This is a genomic window from Fodinicurvata fenggangensis DSM 21160 (assembly GCF_000686045.1).
Lineage (GTDB): Bacteria > Pseudomonadota > Alphaproteobacteria > Kiloniellales > DSM-21159 > Fodinicurvata > Fodinicurvata fenggangensis.
The window spans coordinates 23,740-49,723 of record NZ_JMLV01000001.1; the positions used below are offsets into that span (position 1 = coordinate 23,740).

Consider the following 25,984-nt stretch of genomic DNA (forward strand, 5'->3'; position numbering starts at 1 on the left):
CAGCATGCCCGCTGTGTGCTTCATGATTCCCGGTGATCCGGAAACCCGGACCGGTGGCTATCACTATGACAGGCAGATCATGAAGGGCTTCGAGGAACGGGGCTTGAGCGTAGAGCTCGCACGCCTGAGCGAGGACTTTCCCTTTCCCGGCTCCGACGCTTTGGTCCAGGTGGAAGAAATCATCTCGCGCCTGCCATCGGATCGGCCAGTTGTCGTCGATGGCCTTGCGTTCGGCGCCTTTCCCGAGCATCTGGCTGCACGACTGACGCAAGGCCGCCAATTGATTGCCCTGGTCCATCATCCGCTGGCCAGGGAAACGGGTTTGACGCGAGAGCAGCGGGAGGAGCTTTATCTGAGTGAGCGGCGGTCCCTGGCCTTCGCGGATCGGGTGGTGGTGACCGGACCGGCAACGGCGCGGGAACTCCATTCCGACTACCAGGTCCCAAAAATGCGGTTGCAGGTCATCCTGCCGGGAACGGAGCATCAGGACCTGGCGACTGGCGGGGAAGAAGGGTGCTGCAACCTGCTTACCGTCGCGACACTGACCCCCCGCAAGAACCAGCTGCAGCTTCTGGAGGCTCTGGCCGAACTGAAACTTACCGGGAACTGGAAACTGACGCTGGCCGGCTCCGACCAGCGCGACAGGGCCTATGCCGCAGAGGTGGCGCAGGCGGTTCTTGGCCTGGGGTTGCAGGACCGTGTGATCGTGACGGGCGAGCTATCTCCTGCCGAGCTGGATAGGTGTTATTATGATGCAGATGTCTTCGTCCTGCCGTCCCTGCTGGAAGGCTACGGCATGGTCTTTGCCGAGGCCCTGGCCCGGGGACTGCCGATTGTGGCGCCAAGGTCCGCCGGCATAGTGGAGACCTTGCCGGATAATTGCGGGCTGTTTGTCGAACCGGGAGACCTGACGGACTTGAGGCAGGCCCTGGACAGGGTGCTGAACGACGCCGATTGTCTCGCCACATTGCAGGCAAGGGCCCTGGAAGCACGGAAGTCACTGCCACGTTGGGAAGATGCTGTTGATGGGTTCGCACGCTTGCTCGCCCCGGACCGGATCGTAGCAGGGAAATGAGCGGATACTTCGAAGCCAATTGGCTGGACCTTCGGGAACCGGCGGACCTGGTTGCCCGCAGTTTCCCGCTTCAGGAGCATCTGGCCAACATTGTTGGAGCCGAGAGGCATGGAGAGTGCGTGATCCATGATCTGGGAGCGGGTACGGGCGCCAATCTGCGTGCGCTGGCCCCGTTTCTTGGTGGCAAGCAGCGCTGGTTCCTGCTGGATCATGATGCCCGGTTGCTCGAGTTCGCCTCTGACCGGCTCGTGCGCTGGTGTGTCGAGACCGGTGGAGAGGCCAGGGAAAGCAGCGACGGTCTCCTCCTGACTACGGAAAGCTGGGCTGGAGAGGTGTCCATGGTCCATCAGGACCTGTCCGGCGCGCTGTTCGAAGGACTGCCCAGGGCAGACCTGATCACGGGGTCGGCGCTTCTGGATCTGGTTTCCCCCGAGTGGCTGGAACAGTTGGTCGGCGAATGCCGCGCGGCCGTCTTGTATTTTCCACTGAATTACAATGGGCATATGCGGTTCCATCTTGCACTGGAAGCCGACAGAAGGATTGCCGAGCTGTTCAATCGCCACCAGAGTGGAGACAAGGGATTTGGACCGGCTATGGGCGGCCAGGCGCCACGCCGGTCAAGTGAGATCCTGACCTCCTGTGGCTTCGACTGCCAGCTCGACGAAAGCCCTTGGGAGTTGGGCGTTGACCAGGGCGGACTGCAGCAGGAACTCTTGAAAGGGATAGCGGCTGCTGCCCTGGAACTCAGCGATCAGCCTGAACAGGTGGATGCATGGCTGGCGCATCGACTGGCTGCCCTGGAACGGGGCGAGAGTTGGCTTCGTATTGGGCATGAAGACCTCCTTGCCGTGCCAGAAGGGCAATTGTCGTGATCTTTCAGCTTGCCCAAAAGGTCCTTCCCTGGATCATAACACCGGGCCTCCTGATCTTCCTGTGGTTCAGGGTCGATGGTGCGCAGGCATTGGCGCGTCTGGGTGATTTGCATCCAGGCTGGTTGATTGCGGGCGTGCTGCTGGCAAGTGGGCAGGTCGTGCTGTCAGCCCTGCGCTGGCGCTTGACCGCGCGTCATGTGGGGATAACGATTTCAAAGGGTTGGTCGATCAGGGAATACTTCCTGGGCACACTGTTGAACCAGCTCTTGCCGGGCGGCGTTGGCGGTGACCTTTTCCGAGCCTGGCGTCATGGTCGCAAGGACCATAGGGAACAGTCCCGCACGGGCTTCTTCCCCAGCTTGAGGGTTGTCATGATCGAGCGCAGCGCCGGTTACCTGGCCTTGCTGCCCTTTGCCGCGGCCGGGGCTTACCTTTGGGTGCCCAAGCCCTGGAATCTCGTGGCCGGAACCCTGCTGCTGGCCGTTCTTGGCGTCCTGGTGGTTTTGCCTTTCCAGGTCAGACATCTGGTGCTCTTTCGCGGCCTCAGTGTTTTCTTCATGGAGCTGCGCACCGCCCTGCTGGTCCGGGGGGTATGGGAACGACAACTGTTCCTGTCGCTCCTGATTCTGGCCAGCTATGTACTTGTGTTCGCATGCAGTGCCTATGCCTTGCAGGTTCCGATGGCTCCATTGTTCCTGGTTACGGCCGTGCCGCTTGTCCTCCTGTCGATGGCCGTTCCCTTTACCATTGCCGGCTGGGGGGTGCGCGAGGTTGCCACCGTGGGGCTCTGGGGCCTGAGCGGGCATTCCATCGAGGAGGGCCTTGCTGTTTCGATCGGCTATGGCCTCCTGGTTCTGCTCGGGGCCTTGCCGGGTGCACTCGTACTTTTGATCGATGCGGGTGTGCGGCGTCAGGAGCGAAGGTCCAGGTCGAACAAAACGTCCTTGCCCATGAGATAGTGCCGGGCAGGTGGACGCAGGGTCTGCTCCATGTGCTCGCATCCGGGCAGATCGATGCCACGTACACCTTCGCCGATAATGACCGGTGCAATGCAGATATGAAGCCGGTCCAGACTGTCGGCCTGCAGGAAACGCGAGACGGTGATTCCACCACCTTCAATGAACAGGCGCTTGAGCCCGCGTTCCCGCAGCAGGGCAATGACGTCCCCGGGATAGAAGTGCCGCACCCCCGTTTCCTTGGGCAGGAATACTGTCCGGGCACAGTGAGTAGAGACGGCATGGTCCGGAACACCGCTGATCAGCAGTGTTTCCGACTGTCCATCCGTGAAGATGCCATGCGAGGATTCAAGGCGTCCGTTCGGATCAAGAACCACCCGCAAGGGATTGGGGCCTTCGACACGGCGTACGGTCAGGCGCGGATTGTCATGCTCCACCGTTCCGGCCCCCACGATGACGGCATCGGCCAGGGCACGCATCCGATGCAAATGATCCAGGTTCTCGTCAGCCGTGACATAGCAGGAGGCACCGCTGAGAGTCGCAATTCGCCCGTCGAGGCTTTGACCCAGATGCCCCGTTGTCCATGAATCTGCCTCTGTCAGTGGTGCATAGAGTTCGGCCAGAGCGTCAGAGAAAAGTTCGAAGGGCAGGGACATTATGCAACCTTCTGCAGTCGGTCGAGCAGGTCTGTTTCGTTGGCACGAACGGCATAGATATCGCCGAAGGGCTGCCCCTCGGCGCCAGCTTCCAGCCAGTCCGACATTTCCTTTGCTGATCGCCATTCCGGAAAGTGAAATTTCATGCTTTCACCGGGAGAGGCATTGTAGCGATAGTCCCCCAGTTCCTGCAGTCGTGTAAGTGCCTTTATGGCCGGCTGCGGGTTCTGGCCGAGGTATTCGATGGAGATGATGGTCAGTGGGACCGAGAGGCCTTCGAGCACTTCGGCTTCGTAACCCTCCACGTCGATCTTGCAGTAACGTGGCTGGCCATGCCGGGCAATCAACTGATCCAAAGTCGTTTGTGGCACGATCAGATGCTCCGTCCAGCGCACCTGCTGGAACCCCTCTGTTCGGGCGGCCACTTTGACGAAATCCCTGGACACGGTTGTGGTTGTCGGTGTGCGGGGACTGATGTTCAGCTTCACCTCTCCGCTGTCGGCGCCAACGGCCCACGGCAGGATCGTGACGGATCCCTGGTGGCGAAAGAACCAGGCCAGGAAACGAGCAAAGAGCGGCTGGGGCTCCAGGGCGATTACTTGCGCGCCCAGGTGAGCCAAGCTTCTAGTCCGGTTGCCGGCATGGGCGCCCACATCGAAACAGAGGTCACCTGCGTGAATCAGGGAACCCAGAAAAGCCGTTTCGCGTTTCAGTCGCCCTGGGCGGCCATGATAAATCGCCAGCGAGCGCAGGAAGCCCGTAAGGCGCGTCAAGCGCTGAAGTGACACGGACTTGCCTACCTCACTGGAGATACTGTTACTGGCGAATTGCTTCGATTTCGATTTCGATATCGACGCTGTCACCGATCATTCCGCCTTCAACGCCGTAGTTCATGCCAAAGTCACTACGGTTGATGCTGGTGCTCGCAGAGGCGCCGGTTACATAGTTCTCTCCGAATGGGTAGGGCTTGCTGGCATTCCAGGTTACGTCCAGCGTGACTTCACGTGTCGTATCCAGGATCGTCAAATCTCCCATGATCTTGCCGGTCCGGTCATCGGTTTGCTCCGAACCGGTCATCACAAAGGTGATTTCGGGGTGGTTCTCAACGTCCAGGAAATCACCACTACGCAGATGCTCGTCCCGTTCCTCGTGATTGGTGTCTACGGACTCGGCCTGGATGGTCACATTCAGGTCCGAGATGCTGGGCTCTTCCTCATCAAAGACAAAACTGCCCTCGACTTCGTTGAAGCGCCCGATGGCTTGGCTGTAGCCAATATGATCGACCTTGAAGACCACATAGGTATGGGCAGGGTCCAGCTTGTATTCCTCGGGTGCAGCCAGGGCATCCAGGCTGAAAGCGGCAGTGGCTGCAAAGGCGGCCATTGCCGTGACTGGCAGAGTGGCGCTCTTCAAGTTTCTCATGAGGATTTCCTTTCCTTTCGGGTGTTCCTGTAAAGCCATGAAATGTCGATCATGAAAGAAATCACAAGACCGGCGACGGCAACAACGGAGATCACATGACTTAAGGGTCCTGTCACAACAGGTGCGAGTGCAAGGATAACACCGCATGTCGATATGACGTAGAGTGCTTTCCGCCTGAAGCTTTCGGGAAGAGTCCCTTTCATCCAGGGCAAGAGCCCGGTGCCGGCCAGGAAAATGTAGCGCAGCCCGCCAGCCAACAGGACCCACGGACCGGCCTTGTCCATCAACAGCACGGTGGCACAGAGCAGGAGGACGAGGAGGCTGTCCATCTCCATGTCAAAGCGTGCGCCGAAGGCGGAAGCCTGGGCTGTTTTACGCGCCACCCAACCGTCCAGTCCGTCTAGCAGCAGGATGGTCAATGCCCCGGCAAGGGGCAGCCAGCCAAGTAGCTCAGGCGGCGTCTGGACAACCAGGCCGGCCAGTAGGCAGGTCAAGACGGCCCGCAGTAGGGTGATGCCATTCGCCAGGCCAAAGCTGCGCTGTGGCAGGTGGGCCGGCAGGCCCAACCAGACGCCGCAGGCAATGCCCAGATAGAGGAAAAAGGGAAGGATCAGGGCTCCTGTCGAAATACCTGCAAGTACTTTCAGCAGACTTTGACCCGCTACTAGGCAGACAGCCCCCGCAAGTAGCCAAAACAGGCTGTTTTGGCGCAATACCTTCAATTCTTGTCCGCGTTGCAGGGTGGGATTATCGAAATCCGCCATTGAACTTGCTTTCTGACCAGAGGCCCGGGCTTGCGCTAGCTGGTGGTATTTATTTGTTTCAAATTTCCTGACTGTCGAGGGGAGTCATGCCGCCTGTGCCGTCTGATTGGGGGCAGAATCCATCAATTCGCCCAAAGGTGCGGCAATTTTCTGGAGAGCGTCAGGGCTGGACAGGAGCGCATTCTCCTCTTCCTGCTCCAATTGCTCACCCGCACTGTATCTGCGCAGGGCACGGTTCAGGACTGTGCTGTCCGGTTGTTCCTGGACTGTCGCCGCCAGGACAGCCTTGTGCAGGAAACACAGCTTCTGGTCCTGGCTCAAGGCGCGCAATGCGCTTTCGGGTGGAGAGACAAGCGGGTGAGTGGCGAGTTCCCTGGTGCGCAGGATAACCTCTTCTGGTTGAATCTCGGTGGGGCAAAGGAAAAGGCCCAAATGGCGGCTGACCCGTCCTGCAACCGGATGCGAGGTAAGCCAGACCAGTAAAGGCGCTAGCAGCAGTCCGGCCAGGATGGGTGAAAACCAGTAGGCGACCTGCAGCGGCAAGGCAAGCAGGGCCACGGCCGAAATCATGCCGCAGAAGACCTGCAGGCGGCAGGCCTTCAAAGCCTGCGCCAATGGAAGAGGCTGTGACTCGCTTCGTTGTTGTGGCTTCCAGCCACTGTCGCGGGCCAGCAGGACTTCCAGGACAAAGCGGCTGTGCAGGATCATCATGATCGGGGCCAGCAGAGCAGAGAACAGCATTTCAAGTCCCAGGCTCAGCAGGGCGCTTGTGCGGCCACCATAGGCCTGGGCTGACACTGGCGTGCGAAGGGCCCATGCCAGGCCCAGCAGTCGAGGTGCGAAGAGCATGGTCAGGATAATGGCAAGCAGCAGGGTCATGAGTTCTCCTGGCCCCACTCCGAGCACAGGGACCGCCGATCCCGAAGGAAGCTGGTCGCTTCCCTGCAGTGCAGTTCCAATGCCAAGTACCAGGAAGGCCAGCCAGAGGGGGGAGGCGAGATAGGAGAATATGCCCTGGAGAAGGTGAAGGCGGCTGACCCAATGCAGTCCCTGTGCGGGAAGAACCTTCAGGTGCTGCAGATTGCCCTGGCACCAACGACGGTCGCGCAGGGCATGGTCCATGATGGAGGGTGGGGGCTCCTCGTAGCTGCCATCCAGGTCCGGCAACATCCAGACCTGCCAGCCGGCACGACGCAGCAAGGCTGCTTCCACGAAATCATGACTGAGAACCGTTCCGCCAAAGGGCTTGCGGCCTGACAATTCCGGCAAGCCACAGCTTTCCGTGAAGGCACGAACCCTTATGATGGCATTGTGACCCCAGAAATTTCCCTCGCTGCGGCTAAAGAACGCCAAGCCGTGTGCCAGGATTGGTGTGGCCAATGCGCTTGAGAATTGCTGTATGCGGGCAAAGAGGCTGTGACGGTTTATGAGGACGGGAGGCACCTGCATGAGGCCAGCGCGTGGATTGGCATCCATCCGTCGCACCATCTGCAGCAGCGTGCTCGCTGACATCAAGCTGTCGGCATCGAGAACCACCATGTAGTCGTAATTACGGCCCCAGCGCCTGCAGAAGTCGGCAATGTTACCCGCCTTGCGACCACTGTTGGACAACCGCTTGCGGTAGTGGATCTGCCCACCCCCCTTCAAGAGCCGCCGCACCATGTACCAGGCGGCTTCTTCCGCAATCCATATACGCGGTTCCGTGGTGTCGCTGAGGACGAAGAAATCGAAGTGTCGACCCTGGGGACTTCGGGCCAGGTCCTCGTACATGGCCGCCAGGTTGGCAAAGACGGGGTTGGGGTCTTCGTTATAGACGGGAATCAGTATAGCGGTGCGGCTGCGCAGTGGCTGTTGAAGGTCAGACGGTGACAATCCGGATCCTGAACGCCTGGTCGCCAATGAAGCGAAACCCGCAAGGCTGGTCCAGAAGGAAAGGGCGATCCAGAACAGCAGGAGCGTGAAAAGCGAAAGCAGGGCGATTGTCACTGCAGTGGAGGCCTGCCCTTGCACCAAGTGCAGGGATATCCAGCCCCCAAGTCCCGTCGTTACGAGGCTTGCGACCATTATTGACATGCGTCCGGACAAAGCCGGAAGTGATGTGTGGTGCGCGGAGGCGCTGGTCATGACCTGGATGATTCTCCTGGAATCAGTTGCTCGCTATGGCCGGTCTGGGGGCCTTCAGCGGCTTTTGCAGCCAACTCGGTGCTCTGATAGGCTGCAGCGACTGTGTTGGCATGACAGTCTGTCGCTGCTGTGGGACCGCCATCGGCAGGGAGTGACGCAACTCGTCAATCAAGGCACGTTGCGGACGTTCGGTGCGGGACAGGAAACGTAGCGGGTCGCTTTCGGCGAAAGCGCTGAGCAGAATTGCCGCTTCGGCCATGGCCACTCCCGATTCATCTTGTGGCAGTTTCAGGTAACAAGTGTCCTCCACCCAACGGGCCACTTCCTTGCGAAGCGCCTGGAGGGAGCCAAAAGTCCCTGGCACCTGACAAGACAGGCTTTCCAATCGGTTTTTGTCATGCAGACCCAATTGCTGCAGGTAGTTTCTTGCCTGGCTGACAAGTTCGTAATCGGATGATGTGTGCTTCATTTTCAGATCTATGAATTCCGCTTCGGCCTGTCCAAGAGGTCCTGCTGCAATCATGCAGGCGTGCAAAACCCCGTATTCTCGGAGTCTTAGCTAATACGCTTGCTATAACTTTCCAGATCAGGGGATCGGGAGAGCCGGAGACAATTTTTGGACGCAGGCGGGCGCAAACGCGGTACCACGGATGATTCAGCTGTCGCGTGGGGCGGCGGCACGCTGCAAACGGTCATTGATGGCTTGCCCCAATCCCCGATCAGGGATGGGAGCAACCGCGATGGTTGAAATGCCAGGGCGGTCCAGTTCCCTGAGTGCCGCAAAGAGATTCGCCGCTGCTTCCCTCAGGTCGCCTGCAGGGCTCAGGTTGAAATGGGCCTTCCCTTTTGCTTCATGCTCGTCACCGAATGCCAGGAAAGCTTCTTCCGGCTTGATGGAGGTTGCATTCAGGCGAAGAGCGGCCTGCGGCGCATAGTGGCTCTTGAGCATGCCCGGAGAGGACACCGGATTCTCCGTGCACGGCGAGTCCAGGGGGCTACCCAGCAATTTCTCGATCTCTTCGCGTGCCAGTCCTCCGGGCCGGAGCAGAGCCGGCCTTTCGCCTGTCAGGGAAACAACAGTCGATTCGACCCCAACCTTGCAGGCGCCATCATCCAGGACTGCGGCAATGCGGCCGGAAAGCTCGTCCATGACGTGCGCGGCGCGGGTCGGGCTTATCTTGCCGGCTCTGTTCGCACTTGGAGCTGCAACAGGGCAGCCGGCCTTCCTGAGCAGTGTCCGGGCTGTTTCGGGAGCCGGGACTCGAACGGCCAGGCTGTCGAGCCCGGCCGAGCAGAGCAGGGATATGCGGCTGTCTGCACGGCGGGGCAGGACAAGCGTCAGAGGGCCTGGCCAGAAAGCCGAGGCAAGCTTAAGAGCTGTTTGCGAGAAAACAACCTCCTGCGCCGCAGCCTGAGAGTCCGGAAAGTGAACGATCAGTGGATTGAACCTGGGACGCCCCTTGGCTTCGAAGATGCCGGCCACGGCTTGATCGTCGCAGGCATTTCCGCCAAGGCCATAGACAGTCTCGGTGGCAAAGGACACCAGTTCGCCCTGCTGAAGCAGCTGTGCAGCCTTTGCGATATCCCCAGGCGTGTTCGAAAGAAGAAGAGTCATGGATTTTCACGTACCGACAGATGGCGCAGGATTGTCAGCTTGGACCAGAGCGTCAACGCCTTATCCTCTTCCGCGCGGTCTTCGCATGTGCAACAATCTGCATCTTGCAGAAGGACAGGTCTCCCTATGACAGCGCGTATCATCACTGTTGCACAGCAAAAAGGCGGTGCGGGCAAGACGACCCTGGCCGCTCATCTGGCCGTTGCCCTGACTGCGGCAAAACACAAGGTCGCCGTGGTCGACATCGACCCCCAGCAATCCCTGACCTTCTGGTACAAGCAGCGCCAAGCGCTGCTGGGGGATGCGGGCGCCGGCCTCCTGGTCAGCCAGATCAATGGTTGGCGCTTGCGAAACGAGGTCCAGAAGCTGGCAGAAGATCATGATGTGGTCCTGATCGACTCTCCTCCCCATGCCGAGACAGAAGCGCGCATTGCCGTGCGCAGTGCAGACCTTGTGGTGGTGCCCGTCCAGCCATCACCCATGGATATCTGGGCCACCCGTCCGACGCTCGAACTCGCAAAGGGGGAGGGGACAGCCGCATTGGCGGTCTTGAACCGGGTACCCCCGCGGGCACGCCTGACCGAGGAAATGTTGACGGCCCTGAAGGAACTTGGCGCCGAAGTGGCCAAGACCAAGGTCGGCAACCGTGTGGTTTTTGCCTCCGCACTTTCCGAAGGGCGTGCCGTGGGCGAAGTCCAGCCGAAGGGCAAGGCTGCCCAGGAGATGGCCAGCCTGAGCCGGGAAATCCTGCGACACGCGCGCAAGCAGGCAAAGTAGCAGCCGCAAGGACGGTAAAGGAAACTCAGGTGGCTTCGCCAGCCTCTTCGTCGAGAAGGCTGTTGAAAGCGGTGACAGCTGCCTCCGGCCCTTCGGAGTGGTGCCAGACCGCATCGCCCACGGCAATGAAGTCAGCCCCGGCCCTGATTGCAGCAGAAGCCGTTTCCAGGCCATTCACGCCACCTGCCACGGACGGCACCTCCATCAACTCTGCCCACCAGGCAAGCAGCTCCGTTTCGCTGGAATCGAGCATGACGTAATCGGCATCCTGTTCGCCGGCTTCCATTGCGGCATGGCGCGAATGTCCGCAGTCAATTCCCAGAATCCTCTCGTCCCCCAGCCTCTGCCGCAAGCTACGCTGTTGTCGGGAATCTGCGGGAATCTGGATGCCGTCGCATCCGGTTTCGACCGCCATATCAGGATCGCCTTCCAGGACGGCTGCGGCTTCGGCTTGCTGGATGACGGGCAGCAAAGCCTTCAGGGCATTCCGGGTGGTGTCGGGGTCACCCTGGCCGGAACGCAGCAAGACAGCGGCCACATCACCGGCCGAAAGGGCATGTTCCACACGTGAGCAGGCGTCCGAAATGTCAACGCCGCCCGAGAGAAACGCGGGCGGCGTGACGAGATAAAGGCGGCAGCGCATCCGGCTGCTCCTGCTCAAGCCTTGTTCTGGTAGATCTTGATGATCGTATCCAGCATTTCCAGGGCCTCCTTGCGCGGGCGTTGGAAGGTGTTGCGCCCGATAATCGAACCATTGGCGCCGCCATCGCGCAGGGCACGGATCTCGTTCAGCACGTCTTCGGTACTCTTGGCGCCGCCGCCCGAGAACACGACGATACGGCGGTTGTTGAAGCTGGACTGCATGACATGGGAAATGCGGGCCGAGAGATTGGAGATGTCGATCTTCTGCTTCTCGTAGACCTTGCGGGCGTCGTCCTGCTCGATGTGTTCGGTGGGCGGCTTCACCTTGATGATGTGTGCGCCCAGCAGGGCCGCCATGTGCGCCGCATAGGCCGTGACGTCGATGCCCGTTTCGCCTTCCTTGGAGAGTTTGCCGCCGCGCGGATAGGACCAGATCACGACGGCCAGGCCGACGGACTTGGCCTCTTCCGCCATTTCCCGGATTTCCTCCATCATCTCGAAGGCCTCGTCTGAACCCGGATAGATCGTGAAACCGATGGCCGAGCAGCCGAGCCTCAGCGCATCGTTGACGCTGCCGGTAATGGCCTGGTCCTTTGTGGTGGCGTGGCTGTTGGAGCTGTTGACCTTGAGGATGGTCGGAATGGCGCCCGCGAAGCTGTCGGCGCCGGCCTCGATCATGCCTAGCGGCGAGGCAAAAGCATTGAGCCCGGCGTCCACCGCGAGCTGGAAATGATAGTGCGGGTCATAGGCATCGGGGTTCGCCGCGAAGCTCCGCGCGGGGCCATGTTCGAAACCCTGGTCCACCGGGAGGATCAACAGCTTGCCGCTTCCGCCGAGTTTCCCGTGCATCAGGATTCGAGCCAGGTTGGCCTTGGTCCCTGGATTGTCGCTCTCGTAGTTTGCCAGAATGCGTTTGACGCGTTGTGTCAGCTTCATGATCGTTCCTCACCATCTTCCATGCAGCGGACAACAAGACCAGGGAAGCATACCTGTCGCCCGGATTGATAACCGAGCTTCTGAATAACGAAGCCCCCCGGGGAATGCAATTCCAGACAGACTGACGTCAGGAACTAGGTCGGTTCTTCCCGGAACCAGAACCATGCCCGGCATGCGGCCAGGGGATCGGGCTCTCTGTCAAGAAACAGGCAACGGGGCCGTGCCATCAGGAAAAGGGCATCTTGCAGATCGGCCAGTTGCTGCAGGCGTCGGGTGGTTTCTGTCTGGCCACGGAATATTATGCCGCCAGCGCCACTGTGCAGGGCCTCCAGTGCGTAACCGGCGGTATCCCCGCAATCCAGGACCATGGAAACTTCAGCTTCCGGTACTTCTGAGGCGGTTTGTCGAGCGATTTCGATAAACCAGAGACTGCCGGCTTGTGCGGCTGCGTCAGGCGTGGAGACCAGCAGAACCTGCTGTTGTCTCTGAGTCGCCACGCGCGCGGCGATGATTGCCGTGCGAAGTGATGCGATCTCGAGCGCGACGGGCAGGATTGAAGCCGTCATCGCTGATACACTTTCCGCCGGCCGACGGCGGGCTCAGCCCGCCGTCGCGCGCGGAAGCCTTCAGAGCAGCTTGCCCATGGCAACGGCGGTGTCGCTCATGCGGCTGGAGAAGCCCCACTCGTTGTCGTACCAGGACATGACACGGACCAGGCGCTTGTCGATCACCTGGGTCCCGTTCAGGTCGAAGGTGGAACTGGCGGGATTATGGTTGAAGTCCACGGAGACCAGCGGTTCGTCCGAGGTTTCAAGAACGCCCTTCAACTCACCGGCTGCGGCCGTGCGAATGGCATCATTGATTTCCTCGGTGGTCACGTCGCGTGGGGCATCGAACTTCAAGTCCACCAGACTGACATTCGGGGTTGGCACGCGAATGGCGACGCCGTCCAGCTTGCCCTTGAGCTCCGGCAGGACCAGGCCGACCGCACGTGCGGCTCCGGTGGAGGTCGGGATCATGGACATGGCTGCGGCGCGGGCACGGTGCGGATCCTTGTGCAGCGTGTCCACGGTCTTCTGATCACCGGTATAGGCGTGGATCGTGGTCATGAAACCGCGTTCGATCCCAACGGCCTTGTTCAGGACATAGGCGACGGGTGCCAGGCAGTTGGTGGTGCAGGACGCGTTGGAAACCACTTCGTGCTCGGCACTCAGCTGGTCATGGTTGACGCCATAGACGACAGTCAGGTCGGCATCTCCGGCAGGTGCGGAGACCAGGACCTTCTTTGCACCACCCTTCAGATGAGCGGCGGCCTTGTCACGGCTGGTGAACAAGCCCGTGCACTCCAGGACGATATCGACGCCCAGGTCACCCCAGGGCAGATTGGCAGGATCACGCTCGGCCAGAACCTTGAGCCTCTGGCCGTCGATCTCGATTGCATCATCCTTGGCTGTCACGATGCCCGGGAAGCGGCCATGAACCGAATCATATTTCAGGAGGTGCGCGTTAGCCTCTGCTGTCCCCAGGTCGTTGATGGCCACGAACTCCAGGTCCTTGCGTCCCGATTCCAGGGCCGCGCGCAAAACCAGACGGCCGATCCGTCCGAAACCATTGATACCGACACGAAGAGTCATACGCCTATCCTCCAGCTTATTCTGTTATTCACATAGGGTCACAGGCCGTTGCGTACAGCCGAGACAATGGCTTCGGTCGTGATGCCGAAGTGGTCGTAAAGGTCGCCTGCCGGGGCAGATGCGCCGAATCCGCGCATGCCGATGAAGATTCCGTCCAGTCCGGCCCAGCGCTCCCAACCATAGTAGGACGCAGCCTCGATCACGACCGGCAGCGATCCGGGTCCCATCACCTCGTCACGATAATGCGGCGGTTGCTCAAGGAAAGCCTCCCAACAAGGCATGGAAACGACAGCGGTTGAAATTCCCAGGTCCCGCAACTGCTGTTGCGCTTCCAACGCCAGGTGGACTTCCGAACCGCTGGCAATAAGTGTGGCCTGGCGATCTCCATGCGCAGGAGACAGGATGTATGCGCCCAGCGCGGACCAGTTGTCAGTTCCTTCCTTGCGCACGGTCGGCAGCCCCTGTCGGCTGAGCGCGAGAACAGAGGGGCCATCCTGGGACCGCAGGGCCATTTCCCAGCATTCCGCGGTTTCAACCGTATCGGCCGGGCGCAGTACCTTGAGGTTCGGCATGGCCCGAAGAGAGGACAGGTGCTCCACGGGCTGGTGGGTTGGCCCGTCCTCGCCCAGGCCTATGGAGTCATGGGTCATGACATAGACGACCCGCTGCTTCATCAGCGCCGCCAGGCGAATGGAGGGGCGGCAATAGTCGGTGAACACCAGGAAGGTGCCGCCGTAGGGGACGAGACCGCCATGCAGGGCGATGCCGTTCATGGCGGCCGCCATGCCGTGTTCGCGCACACCGTAATAGACGTAACTGCCGTCATAATCTGGTGCGGATACAGGTTCCTGGGACTTGGCCTTGGTGTTGTTCGAACCGGTCAGGTCAGCAGAGCCGCCCAGCAGCTCCGGCATGGTCTCTGCCAGTGCGTCGAGAACCTGATTCGAGGAAACGCGCGTGGCCAGCTTGGGCTGCTCGGAGATGACGTTCTTCTTGAAATCGGCAATCAGGTCATCCAGGCCCCCGGGCAGTTCACCCGCCATGCGGCGCTGGAATTCCTGACGCAGGGCCGCGTCAGCCTTGGACAGGCGTTCATCCCATTGACGGGAGGCTTCACTGCCCTTCTGCCCAACCGCACGCCATGCCTGAAGGATATCATCCGGGATCTCGAAGTTGCCGTGCGGCCAGCCGAGCTTTTCACGCGCCGCCGCGATCTCCTCATCGCCCAGCGGCGCACCGTGCGTGGCTGCGGTGCCTTCCTTGTTCGGTGCGCCAAATCCGATCACGGTCTTGCAGGCGATCATCGAAGGGGCATCGCTGGCCTGTGCCGCTTCTATGGCTGCAGCTACGGCCTCGGGATCGTGACCATCCACCCGCTGGCAGTGCCAGCCATAGGATTCGAAGCGTTTCAGGTGGTCGTCGGAACAGGAAAGCGTGGTCGGCCCGTCAATGGAGATACCGTTGTCGTCGAAAAGCACGATGAGGCGGGAGAGCTTAAGGTGACCTGCCAGGGAGCCGGCCTCGTGGCTGATCCCTTCCATCAGGCAGCCGTCACCGGCAATGACATAGGTGTGGTGATCCACGAGTTCCGAGCCGAACTTCCGGGCCAGCAGGCGTTCTGCAAGGGCCATGCCCACTGCGTTGCCGAGACCCTGTCCCAGCGGCCCCGTCGTCGTCTCGATGCCCGAGGCATGACCAAACTCGGGATGGCCGGCGGTACGAGCACCCAGTTGGCGGAAGGACTTCAACTCGTCCAGCGTCATGTCGGCGTAGCCGGTCAGATGCAGCAACGAATAGAGCAGCATCGAGCCATGACCGGCAGAGAGGACGAAACGATCCCGGTCCGGCCACTCAGGGCGGGCGGGATCGAATTTCATGTAGCGTGTGAAGAGGACGGTCGCGACGTCGGCCATGCCCATGGGCATGCCGGGATGGCCGGACTTGGCTTTCTGAACGGCATCCATGGACAGGGCCCGGATGGCGTTGGCCATGTTGTTGTGACCGACCTTGTCCACGGCCTGGGCCGCTTCGTTCTCGCGCGCAGCGCTCATTTCAGAATTCCATCTTTGTTTGAACGTCAAAGAGTTATCCGGACAGTTTCAGACATACTCCAAGCGCAAGTGACAGGGTGCGTCACGCAACAATGGCCTGAATGCCCTTGATGCGATGCACAATGCCGCCGGCGCTGGAAAGGGTCAACCGACAAGCTGGTGTTTTGTATCCGCCTGAAACCGGCTTGTGTCGGGTCTTTATGATCCTTTGTGACCGGCTTGGCTGGCCGCTTGTTGACCCCGCTGCCTGGCGAAGCCTAAATTCAACTGTTTCCATCGATAATACAATGGCGAGTGAAATGTCCTCGAACGAAAGCCCCATCTCCTCCGAAGAGACAGCGGAGAGTGAAGACGCACCGGACGGTGCGACGGATGCAACATTGGACGATGCAGCCAGGCGGCTGGAACAGGCTCTCGAAAGCCTGGAAGGCCTGATTGAGCAGAAGTCCGCGAAGATATCCGAACTCGGGCAGGCGCTGGAAGCCGCGCAAGCCGAGAACAAGGATCTCAGGCAGAGGCTGGAGCAGGCGTCGGAGAAAGTGGACGGTGTGACCAAGCGTCTGCAGGAAACCCTGGAGGACAAGGGCTGATGGCACAGGTGAGCTTGACCGTGAATGGTCGCAATTACGATGTGACCTGTGACGATGGGCAGGAAGACCAGCTGCGGGACCTGGCTGCCGAACTGGATAGCCGTGTGCAACAGCTGGTGCGCAGTGTCGGGCAACCCGGTGAGGCGCGCTTGCTCCTGTTGACGGGGCTGCTGATGGTCGACGAGATGCGAGGGTTGCGCGCCAACGGTTCGGATGAGGCAGCACCAGCCGCCTCGATGGATAGCGTTTCAGAAGGCGCGGGCACGGATGAATCACAGGCGGAATTGCTGGGTGCCGTTGCCGATCATATAGAAACCCTTGTCGCGCGGCATCGCGAACTCTAGATACTGCAGACGGCAAAGCATTTCGACTTTGCTGGGGCTCGTGCTGCGGAGTGCGTCAGGTTCTTCTATCCCTGGGGCCAATAATCACCTCTAGGGAGCTGTCCCTGCCGGGATCGTGGTCTCGGTATTACGGCACCCACCTGTCGACGACAGGCCACAGAGGATGCACAGTAACCAACGGCTCTCGCGGCACACCCCTTTTCAATGCTCACCTTACGGGCTTCAGGCCTGCCATGATGCGCTCTGGAGACGTCCAGTGACGGACAGCGTCAATCCCGACGAAAGCAAGAAGAGTCTCAGGCGTGAGGCCGCAGCACGTCGTCGCCTTGCCAGCGAAGAGTCTGGGCCGGATGCAGCCTTGCGCCTTGCGGAAAACCTTCTGGGTCGCAAGGAACTGGCCAATGCCGGCTGGGTTTCCTCCTATTGGCCAATGCGCGACGAGATCGACCCACGACCGGCAATGGAGGCGTTGAACGCGAAAGGTGTTGGGCTGTGCCTGCCGGTGGTGACGGAGAACGCCCAACCATTGGTCTTTCGCGCCTGGCAGCCGGGTGACCGGTTGGTCACGGAGGCTTTCGGAACTTCGGTGCCCGAGCCGTCGGCAGCCGAGCAGGTGCCCGATATCCTGCTTGTGCCCCTGTTGGCCTTCGACAATGAAGGCTATCGTCTGGGCTATGGCGGCGGCTTCTATGACCGAACGCTTGAAAAGCTGCGCGCCGAGCGGGGGACGTTGGCCATTGGGTTGGGATTTGCCGGGCAACATATGGATTTCTTGCCTCGAGGGCCGCATGATCAGAAACTGGACATGGTCGTGACTGAGCAGGGTGTCCAGGCTTTCTGACAGGTCTCATTTCTTTTAAAGGCACAAGCTGTGAAACTGCTGTTCTGTGGAGACATCGTCGGTCGCTCCGGCCGGGAAATCGTGCATGAGGAGTTGCCGAAGCTGCGCCGCGAGCTGGAGCCGGACTTCATTGTCATAAATGCCGAGAACGCAGCCGGCGGTTTCGGAATGACGGAAAAGATCTGTGCCGAACTGTTCGAACTGGGAGCTGACGTCATAAGCGGCGGCAATCACAGCTGGGACAAGAATGAATGCCTGGAGTATATCAACCGCGAGCCACGCCTGTTGCGTCCTGCGAACTATCCAGCCGGAACGCCTGGACGCGGAATCGGTGTTTACAGCACCATCAAGGGGCAGAAGGTGGCCGTGATGAATGTCATGGGACGCCTGTTCATGGATCCGCTGGACGACCCTTTCGCAGTCGTGACGCGTGAGCTGGAACGCTTCCGCCTGAAGGGGAACGTGGACGCCTTCATCCTGGACGTCCATGCCGAGGCCAGCAGCGAAAAGATGGCTATGGCGCACTGTGTCGATGGCCGGGTTTCACTGGTGGTGGGAACCCATACCCATATTCCGACTGCCGACGCCCAAATCCTGCCGGGCGGGACGGCCTATCAGACGGATGCCGGCATGTGTGGTGACTACAACTCGGTCATCGGCATGAACAAGGAAGCGCCGATCGCACGCTTCACTCGCAAGCTGCCGACCGAACGCCTGAGCGTTGCAACCGGGCCAGCTGACCTCTGTGCCGTGTTGGTGGAAACCGACGACGCTACGGGACTGGCCAGAAGAATCGAACCTGTCCGCCGGGGGGCACGTCTCAAGGCGACAGCGCCCTGAAGGGGACGGCCTGCGCTCAGTTTTCCTGAGATGGATGGAGAGAGAGGAACCGTGCGACTTCCTCGTTGAGTACCGCGGTCATCTCGGTGATGCGGCTGCTTTCGCTAAGCGCGGCTTCACCGTGAATGGCTTCAGCTCCATCGAAATGGTCGGAGAAGGCCAGAATGCGGTCCAGGCTCTCGAGGCACTGGGTTTGGGCAAAACCCTCGACCGACTCCACGGCACGGGCCAGCCTGTCCGATGCCGCACCTTCGGGAGTCCGCAAATCTTCCAGCAGCTTTTCGGGCAGGCCCATGGTCAAACTCCGCTTCGCGGTTCGAGAACGTTCTGTTAAACACGCTCGAGCAAGAGTATTTAACAGCCCTTAAAAGTGGGTTAATGCCACTGTAGGACTTTATCGCTGTGATGTTGAGTGCGGATTGCGACGAACCGCACCGGGCCGCGGGGCTGACAGAGCGTGCCAAAGCAACGATATTGCCGCACGAGACGACACGAGTTTGCAAGAACATGAGGTTGAGGTGCCATGGCTGGCCATAGCCAATTCAAGAACATCATGCATCGCAAGGGTGCGCAGGACAAAAAGCGTGCCAAGGAATTTGCCAAGCTGACGCGCGAGATCATCGTTGCCGCAAAAAGCGGTTTGCCCGACCCGGCCATGAATCCGCGACTGCGTGGGGCCATTGCGGATGCCCGGTCGGCAAACATGCCCAAGGACAACATTGACCGCGCCATCAAGAAGGCCACGGGCGAGGGCGAAGACGTCAACTATGAGGAGATGCGCTACGAGGGTTATGGCCCGGGCGGCGTCGCCATGATCGTCGAAGCCCTGACCGACAACAAGAATCGTACGGCTTCGGAAGTTCGGGCGGCGTTCTCGAAGCATGGCGGCTCGCTGGGGGAAACCAACTCGGTCGCTTTTCAGTTCGAGCGCGCCGGCCAGATCGTCTATCCGGTTGATACCGCCGACCATGAAGAGGTCTTCGAAGCGGCTGCCGAAGCAGGTGCCCAGGATGTTCAGAGCGATGAGGAGAACCATACCATCATCTGCGCGCCAGATGATTTCTCTGATGTGCGTGATAGCCTGACCGAGAAGTATGGCGATCCGAGCGAGGCGCGACTGGTTTGGCGGCCGATGAACACGACGCCCATCGATGAGGATCAGGCCTCGACACTCTTCAAGATGATCGAGGTGCTCGAGGATAACGACGACGTGCGCGAGGTTTCGACCAACTTCGAGGTTTCCGACGAGGTCCTGGCCCGCCTCACGGCCTGAGGAGACGGCACTTGAAGCAGGGCGCCTATAGCCGCAAGCCCAGGCAGTGGCGGGGGAGTGAGCAGACATGCGGGTAATCGGCCTTGATCCGGGCCTGCGCCACATGGGTTGGGGTATCATAGATACAGACGGCAGCAGGCTTTCCCATGTGGCCAATGGAACCTTGCGCAGCGATGATCGCTGCGACCTGCCGGAACGCTTGGTGCAGCTCAAGAGCGCCCTGGAAGAGGTGCTTGGACAGCATCGCCCGCAGGCCGCCGCGGTAGAGGAAACCCTGGCAAACCGAAATCCCGACTCGACACTGAAGCTGGGCATGGCTCGCGGTGTGGCCTTGATGGTTCCGGCGATTGCGGGCCTGGAAGTGACGCAGTACCTGCCGATGATCGTGAAGAAGTCTGTTGTCGGGACGGGCCATGCGAAGAAGGAGCAGGTGACCATGATGATCGAGCGCCTGTTGCCGGGTTGCAGTCCCCATTCGGCGGATGCAGCAGATGCCTTGGCGGTTGCGATCTGTCATGCCCATCATGCGGCCACTCGACAGAGCTGGTCAGCGCGAAGCCGTGAAGCGGCAGGGAGCGCTTCATGATTGGCAAGCTGACAGGAGTCGTGGACCAGCCGGCCGAGGACCATGTCATACTGGATGTCGGTGGGGTCGGCTATATCGTCTTCTGTTCTGCCCGGACCTTGAGTGCCCTTCCTTCGACCGGCGAGAATGCGAGTCTCTTGATCGAAACCCATGTGCGGGAAGATCACATCCACCTCTATGGATTCGCAGAATCCCTGGAGCGTGAGTGGTTCCGCCTGCTTTCAGGGGTGCAGGGGGTGGGCGCCCGCATGGCGTTGGCAATTCTTTCAATCCTGCCCCCTCTGTCGCTGGCACAGGCCATTGCTGCCCAGGATCGTGCGTCCCTCACGCGTGCCAATGGCGTCGGGCCGAAACTGGCAGCGCGCGTGATCAGCGAGTTGAAGGACAAGGCTGGCCAGTTCGCGACGTCGGAAAGCCTGGCTCACGAAATCAGCAGCAGTGGCGCAGCGGGTGTATCCTCAGGAGAGACGGGCATGGGCGGGCAAGCCGAAGACGCCGTCTCGGCCCTGGTGAACCTGGGCTATCGTCGCACAGAAGCCTTCGCTGCCGTTTCGAAATCGGCGCGCCAGCAGGGCGAGGATGCCAGCCTGCAGGGCCTGATCCGTGAAGCACTGCGGGAGCTGTCATCATGACGGAAACACGCATGGTCTCTCCGGAAGCAGGAGGTGAGGAGCCAGACAGCGGCTTGCGGCCGGTCACGCTCGAGGACTTTATCGGCCAGCAGCAGTTGCGCGCCAATCTGCGGGTTTTCATAGAGGCAGCCAGGGCTCGGGAGGAGAACCTGGACCATGTACTGTTCCATGGTCCTCCGGGCCTGGGAAAGACGACATTGGCCCAGATCGTGGCGCGCGAGTTGGGAGTGAACTTTCGGGCAACCTCCGGACCTGTCATTGCCAAGGCCGGGGATTTGGCTGCGATCCTGACAAACCTTCAGCCGCGCGATGTGCTGTTCATCGACGAGATACATCGCCTCAGCCCCGCCGTGGAGGAAATCCTCTATCCTGCCATGGAGGATTTCCAACTGGATATCATCATCGGTGAGGGACCGGCGGCGCGTTCGGTGCGAATCGACCTGCCGCCCTTCACGCTGGTCGGGGCAACAACGCGAAGTGGCCTGATAACGCGTCCTTTGCGTGAGCGATTCGGGATTCCCCAACGCTTGCAGTTCTACCTTCCGGAAGAGCTCGAGGAGATCGTGCGCCGGGGAGCCAGGGTGCTGAATTTCTCGCTGACCCAGGACGGCGCCGCCGAGATTGCACGCCGTAGCCGTGGCACGCCTCGTGTGGCCGGGCGTTTGCTGCGCCGTGTACGGGATTTTGCCGCCGTGGCTGGCGATGCCACCGTGGATGCCGCTGTAGCCGATTCGGCCCTGCGTCGGCTCGAGGTGGATTCGCGTGGCCTTGATGCCATGGACCGTCGCTATCTGCAGTGCATCGCCGAGCACTACGGAGGTGGGCCTGTGGGCGCGGAGACGCTGGCTGCGGCTCTGTCGGAGCAGCGTGACGTTATTGAGGAAGTGATCGAACCCTATTTGTTACAGCAAGGTTTTTTGCAAAGGACGCCGCGGGGACGCTTACTGACACCCGGCGGCTTCGGGCATCTTGGCCTGGAGCCACCGGCCGCCCTTGTCGAGCAGCTGGACCTGATATCTTCCATGGAGCAGGAGGAAGAGGGGTGAGCGCACCGGAGGGGGGACAGGAATATGGCCTGCCCGGATGGTTCGATGGAAAGACGCATGTCTGCCCCATCCGGATCTATTACGAGGACACCGATGCAGGAGGCATCGTCTATTATGCGAATTACCTGCGCTTTGCCGAGCGCGCCCGCACCGAGTTCCTGCGCAGCCTCTCCCTGGACCAGAAGAGGCTGCGCGAAGACCACGGACTGCTCTTTGTCGTCCGTCGTGTCGAAGTTGATTATGAATGGCCGGCGCGCCTTGACGATCTTGTATGGATTCATACCCGCATGGCCCGTCTGGGCGGAGCGCGGTTGGACCTGGAGCAGGATGTCATGCTGGGCGAAACCCGGCTTGTGTCACTGAAGGTACAGGTGGTTACGGTTGATGCCGAGAACACACGCGCGCGGCGTCTTCCCACCTTCATACGCGACATACTCATGCCGTATTCACAATCCTAGCTGCAATCGATGAAATTCGGAGTACATCCCCATGGAGAATGAAGCGGTCGACGCAGCGGTGCTGGCCGGGTCGGCTTCGGGTGACCTGAGCATCTGGGGCCTTTTCCTTCAGGCCGACATCGTCGTGAAACTTGTCATGCTGATTCTCGTCTCGGCCTCCATCTGGAGCTGGGCGATCATCATCGAGAAACTGATCAAGCTGCGCCGACTGAGGGCCCAGGCTGAAGCCTTCGAGGACGAATTCTGGTCCGGGCGATCGCTCGACCGGCTCTATGACGAGGTCGGCGAGGTCCCAAACGATCCTTTCGAATCGGTTTTTGCCGCGGCGATGCGAGAGTGGCAGCGCTTCGCGCAACGTGGCGGTCAAGTGGCACAGGAACGAACCGCGGCCCTGAAGGAACGGATCGAACGCGTGATGGGGATCACGATTGGACGGGAAATGGACCGGGTCGAGAAGCATATGATCTTCCTCGCCTCGGTCGGTTCTTCGGCACCCTTCATCGGACTGTTCGGAACGGTCTGGGGGATCATGAACGCCTTTACCGCGATTGCCGGAACAGCCAACACCAGCCTTGCCGTGGTGGCGCCTGGCATTGCCGAGGCCCTGTTCGCGACAGCCCTGGGACTGGTGGCCGCGATTCCTGCCACGATCGGTTTCAACAAGTTGAACAATGATATCGGGCGCTATGGACAGCGGCTGGAAGCTTTCGCCGGAGAGTTCAACGCCATCCTGTCCCGCCAGCTTGAGGAGACACGCTAGCCATGGCCGGAGGTCCCATCATGAGCAGGCGCGGCGAGACTCAGGGAGGCTTTCGCCGCCGCCGCTGGCAGCCGATGAGTGAGATCAACGTGACGCCCTTCGTGGATGTCATGCTGGTTCTGCTGATCGTCTTCATGGTTACGGCACCATTGCTGACCGTCGGGGTCCCCATTGACCTTCCGAAGGTTTCGGCACGACAGCTCAATGATCCCGGAGAGCCACTGGAAATTACCGTTTCCAATGACGGTCAGGTCTATATTCAGGAGACTGAAGTGGATCTGGAGGCGCTTGTGCCCCGGCTCACGGCCATCACCGGAGAGGATTTCGAAAGCCGGATCCATGTGCGTGGTGACGAGAATGTTTCCTATGGCCAGGTGATGCAGGTCATGGGACGTATCAATACGGCGGGCTTTTCGCGCGTGTCACTGATCGTCGAGCAGCCATCACGCCAAGAGTGACAGGAGTGCGGACGCCGCCATGACCGAGGCCGGCCCCACAAACAGGAACTGGGATGACGGTGGGACAACGCAGCGGGCGCTTGCGGTTTCCCTGGCGTTGCATGCCGTGCTTGTACTCCTGGCCGTTTTCGGCCTGCCTTTCCTGCATTCCAAACCCGAACCGGTGACCATCATTCCTGTGGAAATGGTTGGTGAAGACGACCTGACCTCTCAGGAAATCGAAGAGACCCCCGTGGAGGATGCAGAGGAGATGCCGCTGGAGGAAGAGGCTCTGGAGGGCGCGCCGGAGCCAGAGCCGGTACAGGAGGCTCTGCCTGATTCCCAGACGCTGCAGCCACCGGAACCTCCCTCGGTGAGTGAAAGCGCAGCTCAGCAGGACGAGACGGTGGCGGAAGCAATACCCGAGCCGGAGACTGCCGAAAGCCAGCCGCAAAGCGAAGTGGCGGAAAGCGCACCTGAACCTGAGGTTCAGAATGCAGGCGAGGTGGAGACTGAGCCCCAGGAGGAAACGACGCCCGAGACAACCCAGGCAGAGGCAGCCGATCAGGCCGTGGAGCAAGCGGAGGCCGTTGAGGAAGATCCAGAGGATCGCTTGAGCGAGGTAACGCCACCGGCGCCCCGGGCCAAGCCGGAAGAGACGCCTGATGTTGCCGAGGAAGCGCCGCCCGAGGAAGAACAGGTTGCCCAAGAAGAAACCGAGCCTGAGCCTGAAGCAGAACCCGAGCCTGAACAGGAAACCGCTGAAGATGAGACAAGCGAGCCTCAGGAAGACCGCTTGTCGTCGATTCTGCGCAATGTCGAGGAAATGGAGTCCCAGCCTCGGCAGCAAAACAGTTCGGAGACCGACGAGGAAGCTGAAGATGAGCCACGTTCGCTGGACAATCAGCGCAAGGCCCAGCAACTGGCCCAGGCCATCCAGGCTCAGGTTGCAAGTTGCTGGCGCATAGATCCCGGGGCGCAGCGCGCCCAGGATCTGGTGGTGCCCATACGGGTTCAGCTTGCACCGGACGGTCGGTTGCGCCAACTACCTGAAATACAGGACAGCGCCCGGATGAACCGCGACCAGTATTATCGTGCTGCCGCGGAGAACGCGCGGCGCGCCGTTCAGGAATGCCAGCCGTTTGACCTGCCGTCAGAGGATTATGAGCTTTGGCGTGACATGATATTGAACTTCAATCCCAGGGAGATGTTCTGATGCGGACGATCCAAATGTTATTCCGCTTGCCTGGCCTGGTTTTCCTGGCATTGGCCGCTTTCGGCCTGGCGGCGTCCCAGGCCCAGGCACAGTTGACGGTCGATATTACGAAAGGCTTTGTCGAACCCCTCCCTGTCGCCATATCGGACTTCTATTCCGAGGACAACGAGGGTGCCGAGGTCGGGTCGAACCTGGCGCAGGTGATTTCCGACAATCTGGAAAATTCCGGGCTCTTTGCACCGCTGGACCAGCGCTCCTTTATCCAGGACCCCGCTGCACTAGATGCGGGCCCGCGCTTTGCGGATTGGCGTCTGATCGATGCCCAGGCTCTGGTGAGCGGCCGCGTGCAAATGCAGAGCGATGGGCGCATGCGTGTGGAATTCCGCTTGTGGGACGTCCTGGCGGAAGAGCAGATGCAGGGGTTGGCCTACACGACCTCGCCCGACAATTGGCGGCGCATTGCTCATATCATCTCGGATGAGGTTTATGAGCGCCTGACGGGAGAGGAGGGGTATTTCGACACCCGAATCGTCTATGTCGCTGAAAGCGGGCCACAGGACCGCAGGGTGAAGCGCCTGGCTATCATGGACCAGGATGGAGCCAACCACCGTTTCCTGACGGATGGAAGCAGTCTGGTCCTGACTCCGCGTTTCTCGCCGACCTCCCAGGAAATCACCTTCATGTCCTATGCGGGCGACTCGCCCCGCGTCTATCTGCTCAACCTCAATACCGGCCAGCAAGAGGTGCTGGGGGAATTTCCGGGCATGACCTTCTCGCCGCGCTTCTCTCCGGATGGCAACAAGGTCATCCTTTCCATGGCCGAGGGCGGGAACTCCGACATCTACACCATGGACCTGCGCACACGGGAGATGCGCCAGCTGACCAATCATCCGTCGATCGATACCTCGCCGTCCTACGCGCCGGATGGCCAGAAAATCGTCTTCAACTCGGATCGCAGTGGCCAGCAGCAGATCTACGTAATGAACGCGGACGGTTCGAATGTTGAGCGGATCAGCTTTGGCGATGGGCGTTATGCCACCCCGGTCTGGTCACCGCGCGGAGACCAGATTGCCTTCACCCGCATGAGCCAGGGGAACTTCTACGTTGGCGTCATGCGACCCGATGGCAGTGGAGAGCGCATGATCAGCCGTGGCTTCCTGGTGGAAGGCCCAACCTGGGCGCCGAACGGACGTGTTCTCGCCTTCTTCAAGCAGGAGCCGGCCGACAGCACCGGACGAGTCAGCAGCAAGCTGGTCAGTGTCGATGTAACGGGCTTTAACGAGCGCGAACTGCCAACGCCCATGGATGCCTCGGATCCAGCCTGGTCACCACTTTTGACACAGCCCGGAACCCCTTGATCGGCGGACAGGCCCTCCGTATGCTCAAGGCTCTCGATTCGGCCGATGCACGGGGTTTTCTTCGATCAGGCGCGGCGAG

The 25,984-nt window shown here is 60.5% G+C and carries 30 protein-coding genes and 1 other RNA gene; 18 read left to right on the forward strand and 13 right to left on the reverse strand.

The window, feature by feature from the left end; all coding sequences use genetic code 11:
- The first annotated feature begins 4 nt into the window (after nucleotides 1-4).
- From BP38_RS18235 to BP38_RS18245, 3 genes are read left to right on the forward strand one after another with little or no spacing between them, the layout of a single operon-like run.
- Complete coding sequence (locus BP38_RS18235; RefSeq protein ID WP_081816349.1) at nucleotides 5-1,075, forward strand: glycosyltransferase family 4 protein; 1,071 nt, start codon at nucleotides 5-7, stop codon at nucleotides 1,073-1,075.
- Nucleotides 1,072-1,947 (forward strand): small ribosomal subunit Rsm22 family protein, encoded by an 876-nt coding sequence (locus tag BP38_RS18240; RefSeq protein ID WP_051608751.1) that lies wholly within the window; start codon nucleotides 1,072-1,074, stop codon nucleotides 1,945-1,947. Before BP38_RS18235 ends, BP38_RS18240 begins: the two co-directional genes overlap by 4 nt.
- Complete coding sequence (locus BP38_RS18245) at nucleotides 1,944-2,906, forward strand: lysylphosphatidylglycerol synthase transmembrane domain-containing protein (protein WP_051608753.1); 963 nt, start codon at nucleotides 1,944-1,946, stop codon at nucleotides 2,904-2,906. Before BP38_RS18240 ends, BP38_RS18245 begins: the two co-directional genes overlap by 4 nt.
- On the opposite strand, the gene BP38_RS18250 is transcribed toward BP38_RS18245, so the two are convergent.
- From BP38_RS18250 to BP38_RS0100140, 7 genes are all read right to left on the reverse strand, one after another.
- Nucleotides 2,858-3,559 (reverse strand): RibD family protein, encoded by a 702-nt coding sequence (locus BP38_RS18250; protein WP_081816351.1) that lies wholly within the window; start codon nucleotides 3,557-3,559, stop codon nucleotides 2,858-2,860. The two genes, BP38_RS18245 and BP38_RS18250, sit on opposite strands and share 49 nt — an antisense overlap.
- Nucleotides 3,559-4,347 carry an FkbM family methyltransferase gene (locus BP38_RS18255; RefSeq protein ID WP_162175092.1) on the reverse strand — a complete coding sequence of 263 codons (789 nt, stop codon included), beginning with the start codon at nucleotides 4,345-4,347 and terminating at the stop codon, nucleotides 3,559-3,561. Before BP38_RS18255 ends, BP38_RS18250 begins: the two co-directional genes overlap by 1 nt.
- A 28-nt stretch (nucleotides 4,348-4,375) precedes the next feature.
- Entirely contained in the window at nucleotides 4,376-4,981 is a 606-nt protein-coding gene (locus tag BP38_RS0100120; protein ID WP_026986044.1) for a YceI family protein, read from the reverse strand.
- Nucleotides 4,978-5,745: a CDP-alcohol phosphatidyltransferase family protein gene (locus tag BP38_RS18260; RefSeq protein ID WP_051608757.1), complete on the reverse strand. Its 768-nt coding sequence runs from the start codon at nucleotides 5,743-5,745 to the stop codon at nucleotides 4,978-4,980. The genes BP38_RS0100120 and BP38_RS18260 overlap by 4 nt, the downstream gene beginning before the upstream one ends.
- Before the next feature lie 84 nt (nucleotides 5,746-5,829).
- A complete protein-coding gene (gene mdoH, locus BP38_RS18265) occupies nucleotides 5,830-7,869 on the reverse strand; it encodes a glucans biosynthesis glucosyltransferase MdoH (RefSeq protein WP_081816353.1) in 2,040 nt (679 codons plus the stop codon).
- A 22-nt stretch (nucleotides 7,870-7,891) separates the two neighbouring features.
- Entirely contained in the window at nucleotides 7,892-8,338 is a 447-nt protein-coding gene (locus tag BP38_RS0100135; protein WP_155992121.1) for a hypothetical protein, read from the reverse strand.
- Between the two features lie 186 nt (nucleotides 8,339-8,524).
- Entirely contained in the window at nucleotides 8,525-9,484 is a 960-nt protein-coding gene (locus BP38_RS0100140; RefSeq protein ID WP_026986046.1) for an L-threonylcarbamoyladenylate synthase, read from the reverse strand.
- A gap of 126 nt (nucleotides 9,485-9,610) precedes the next feature.
- Here BP38_RS0100140 and parA point away from each other — a divergent pair, with 126 nt between their 5' ends.
- Complete coding sequence (parA, locus tag BP38_RS0100145; RefSeq protein ID WP_026986047.1) at nucleotides 9,611-10,261, forward strand: ParA family partition ATPase; 651 nt, start codon at nucleotides 9,611-9,613, stop codon at nucleotides 10,259-10,261.
- 25 nt (nucleotides 10,262-10,286) lie between these two features.
- Here parA and BP38_RS0100150 read toward each other — a convergent pair whose 3' ends face one another.
- The 5 genes from BP38_RS0100150 to tkt all read right to left on the reverse strand — a co-directional run bounded on the left by BP38_RS0100150 (nucleotide 10,287) and on the right by tkt (nucleotide 15,524).
- Complete coding sequence (locus BP38_RS0100150) at nucleotides 10,287-10,904, reverse strand: thiamine phosphate synthase (RefSeq protein WP_035723029.1); 618 nt, start codon at nucleotides 10,902-10,904, stop codon at nucleotides 10,287-10,289.
- Between the two features lie 14 nt (nucleotides 10,905-10,918).
- On the reverse strand, nucleotides 10,919-11,839 hold the full coding sequence (locus BP38_RS0100155; RefSeq protein WP_026986049.1) for a class I fructose-bisphosphate aldolase: 921 nt from the start codon (nucleotides 11,837-11,839) through the stop codon (nucleotides 10,919-10,921).
- Nucleotides 11,840-11,973: 134 nt separating this feature from the next.
- On the reverse strand, nucleotides 11,974-12,405 hold the full coding sequence (locus BP38_RS0100160; RefSeq protein ID WP_026986050.1) for a hypothetical protein: 432 nt from the start codon (nucleotides 12,403-12,405) through the stop codon (nucleotides 11,974-11,976).
- A gap of 60 nt (nucleotides 12,406-12,465) precedes the next feature.
- Complete coding sequence (gap, locus tag BP38_RS0100165) at nucleotides 12,466-13,473, reverse strand: type I glyceraldehyde-3-phosphate dehydrogenase (RefSeq protein ID WP_026986051.1); 1,008 nt, start codon at nucleotides 13,471-13,473, stop codon at nucleotides 12,466-12,468.
- A gap of 38 nt (nucleotides 13,474-13,511) precedes the next feature.
- Nucleotides 13,512-15,524, reverse strand: coding sequence for a transketolase (tkt, locus tag BP38_RS0100170; RefSeq protein WP_051608761.1), 2,013 nt, complete (start codon nucleotides 15,522-15,524; stop codon nucleotides 13,512-13,514).
- A gap of 299 nt (nucleotides 15,525-15,823) precedes the next feature.
- Between tkt and BP38_RS0100175 the strand changes: the two genes are divergently transcribed.
- The 5 genes from BP38_RS0100175 (at nucleotide 15,824) to BP38_RS0100190 (ending at nucleotide 18,139) form a co-directional block, all read left to right on the forward strand.
- Nucleotides 15,824-16,114, forward strand: a complete 291-nt coding sequence (locus BP38_RS0100175; RefSeq protein ID WP_026986053.1) for a hypothetical protein — start codon at nucleotides 15,824-15,826, stop codon at nucleotides 16,112-16,114.
- A complete protein-coding gene (locus BP38_RS0100180) occupies nucleotides 16,114-16,458 on the forward strand; it encodes a cell division protein ZapA (protein ID WP_026986054.1) in 345 nt (114 codons plus the stop codon). Before BP38_RS0100175 ends, BP38_RS0100180 begins: the two co-directional genes overlap by 1 nt.
- Before the next feature lie 37 nt (nucleotides 16,459-16,495).
- A non-coding RNA gene (gene ssrS, locus BP38_RS22015) (6S RNA) lies at nucleotides 16,496-16,655 on the forward strand.
- Between the two features lie 59 nt (nucleotides 16,656-16,714).
- Nucleotides 16,715-17,299: a 5-formyltetrahydrofolate cyclo-ligase gene (locus tag BP38_RS0100185; protein ID WP_026986055.1), complete on the forward strand. Its 585-nt coding sequence runs from the start codon at nucleotides 16,715-16,717 to the stop codon at nucleotides 17,297-17,299.
- Between the two features lie 30 nt (nucleotides 17,300-17,329).
- On the forward strand, nucleotides 17,330-18,139 hold the full coding sequence (locus tag BP38_RS0100190) for a TIGR00282 family metallophosphoesterase (RefSeq protein ID WP_026986056.1): 810 nt from the start codon (nucleotides 17,330-17,332) through the stop codon (nucleotides 18,137-18,139).
- Nucleotides 18,140-18,155: 16 nt separating this feature from the next.
- On the opposite strand, the gene BP38_RS0100195 is transcribed toward BP38_RS0100190, so the two are convergent.
- Nucleotides 18,156-18,434, reverse strand: coding sequence for a hypothetical protein (locus tag BP38_RS0100195; RefSeq protein ID WP_026986057.1), 279 nt, complete (start codon nucleotides 18,432-18,434; stop codon nucleotides 18,156-18,158).
- Between the two features lie 228 nt (nucleotides 18,435-18,662).
- Here BP38_RS0100195 and BP38_RS0100200 point away from each other — a divergent pair, with 228 nt between their 5' ends.
- The 9 genes from BP38_RS0100200 (at nucleotide 18,663) to tolB (ending at nucleotide 25,905) form a co-directional block, all read left to right on the forward strand.
- Nucleotides 18,663-19,412, forward strand: a complete 750-nt coding sequence (locus tag BP38_RS0100200; RefSeq protein WP_026986058.1) for a YebC/PmpR family DNA-binding transcriptional regulator — start codon at nucleotides 18,663-18,665, stop codon at nucleotides 19,410-19,412.
- Nucleotides 19,413-19,479: 67 nt separating this feature from the next.
- The gene (gene ruvC / locus BP38_RS0100205) at nucleotides 19,480-19,998 is read left to right on the forward strand and encodes a crossover junction endodeoxyribonuclease RuvC (RefSeq protein WP_026986059.1); all 519 of its coding nucleotides are present in this window, start codon (nucleotides 19,480-19,482) and stop codon (nucleotides 19,996-19,998) included.
- Nucleotides 19,995-20,630, forward strand: coding sequence for a Holliday junction branch migration protein RuvA (ruvA, locus tag BP38_RS0100210; protein ID WP_026986060.1), 636 nt, complete (start codon nucleotides 19,995-19,997; stop codon nucleotides 20,628-20,630). The genes ruvC and ruvA overlap by 4 nt, the downstream gene beginning before the upstream one ends.
- Complete coding sequence (ruvB, locus tag BP38_RS0100215; protein ID WP_026986061.1) at nucleotides 20,627-21,676, forward strand: Holliday junction branch migration DNA helicase RuvB; 1,050 nt, start codon at nucleotides 20,627-20,629, stop codon at nucleotides 21,674-21,676. The genes ruvA and ruvB overlap by 4 nt, the downstream gene beginning before the upstream one ends.
- Complete coding sequence (gene ybgC, locus BP38_RS0100220; RefSeq protein ID WP_245602277.1) at nucleotides 21,673-22,134, forward strand: tol-pal system-associated acyl-CoA thioesterase; 462 nt, start codon at nucleotides 21,673-21,675, stop codon at nucleotides 22,132-22,134. The genes ruvB and ybgC overlap by 4 nt, the downstream gene beginning before the upstream one ends.
- Nucleotides 22,135-22,165: 31 nt before the next feature.
- A complete protein-coding gene (tolQ, locus tag BP38_RS0100225; protein ID WP_026986063.1) occupies nucleotides 22,166-22,894 on the forward strand; it encodes a protein TolQ in 729 nt (242 codons plus the stop codon).
- A gap of 20 nt (nucleotides 22,895-22,914) precedes the next feature.
- Complete coding sequence (gene tolR, locus BP38_RS0100230) at nucleotides 22,915-23,352, forward strand: protein TolR (RefSeq protein ID WP_035723220.1); 438 nt, start codon at nucleotides 22,915-22,917, stop codon at nucleotides 23,350-23,352.
- Nucleotides 23,353-23,371: 19 nt separating this feature from the next.
- Nucleotides 23,372-24,547, forward strand: coding sequence for a cell envelope integrity protein TolA (tolA, locus tag BP38_RS0100235; protein ID WP_026986065.1), 1,176 nt, complete (start codon nucleotides 23,372-23,374; stop codon nucleotides 24,545-24,547).
- A complete protein-coding gene (gene tolB / locus BP38_RS0100240; protein WP_035723033.1) occupies nucleotides 24,547-25,905 on the forward strand; it encodes a Tol-Pal system beta propeller repeat protein TolB in 1,359 nt (452 codons plus the stop codon). The genes tolA and tolB overlap by 1 nt, the downstream gene beginning before the upstream one ends.
- Nucleotides 25,906-25,984: the final 79 nt, after the last annotated feature.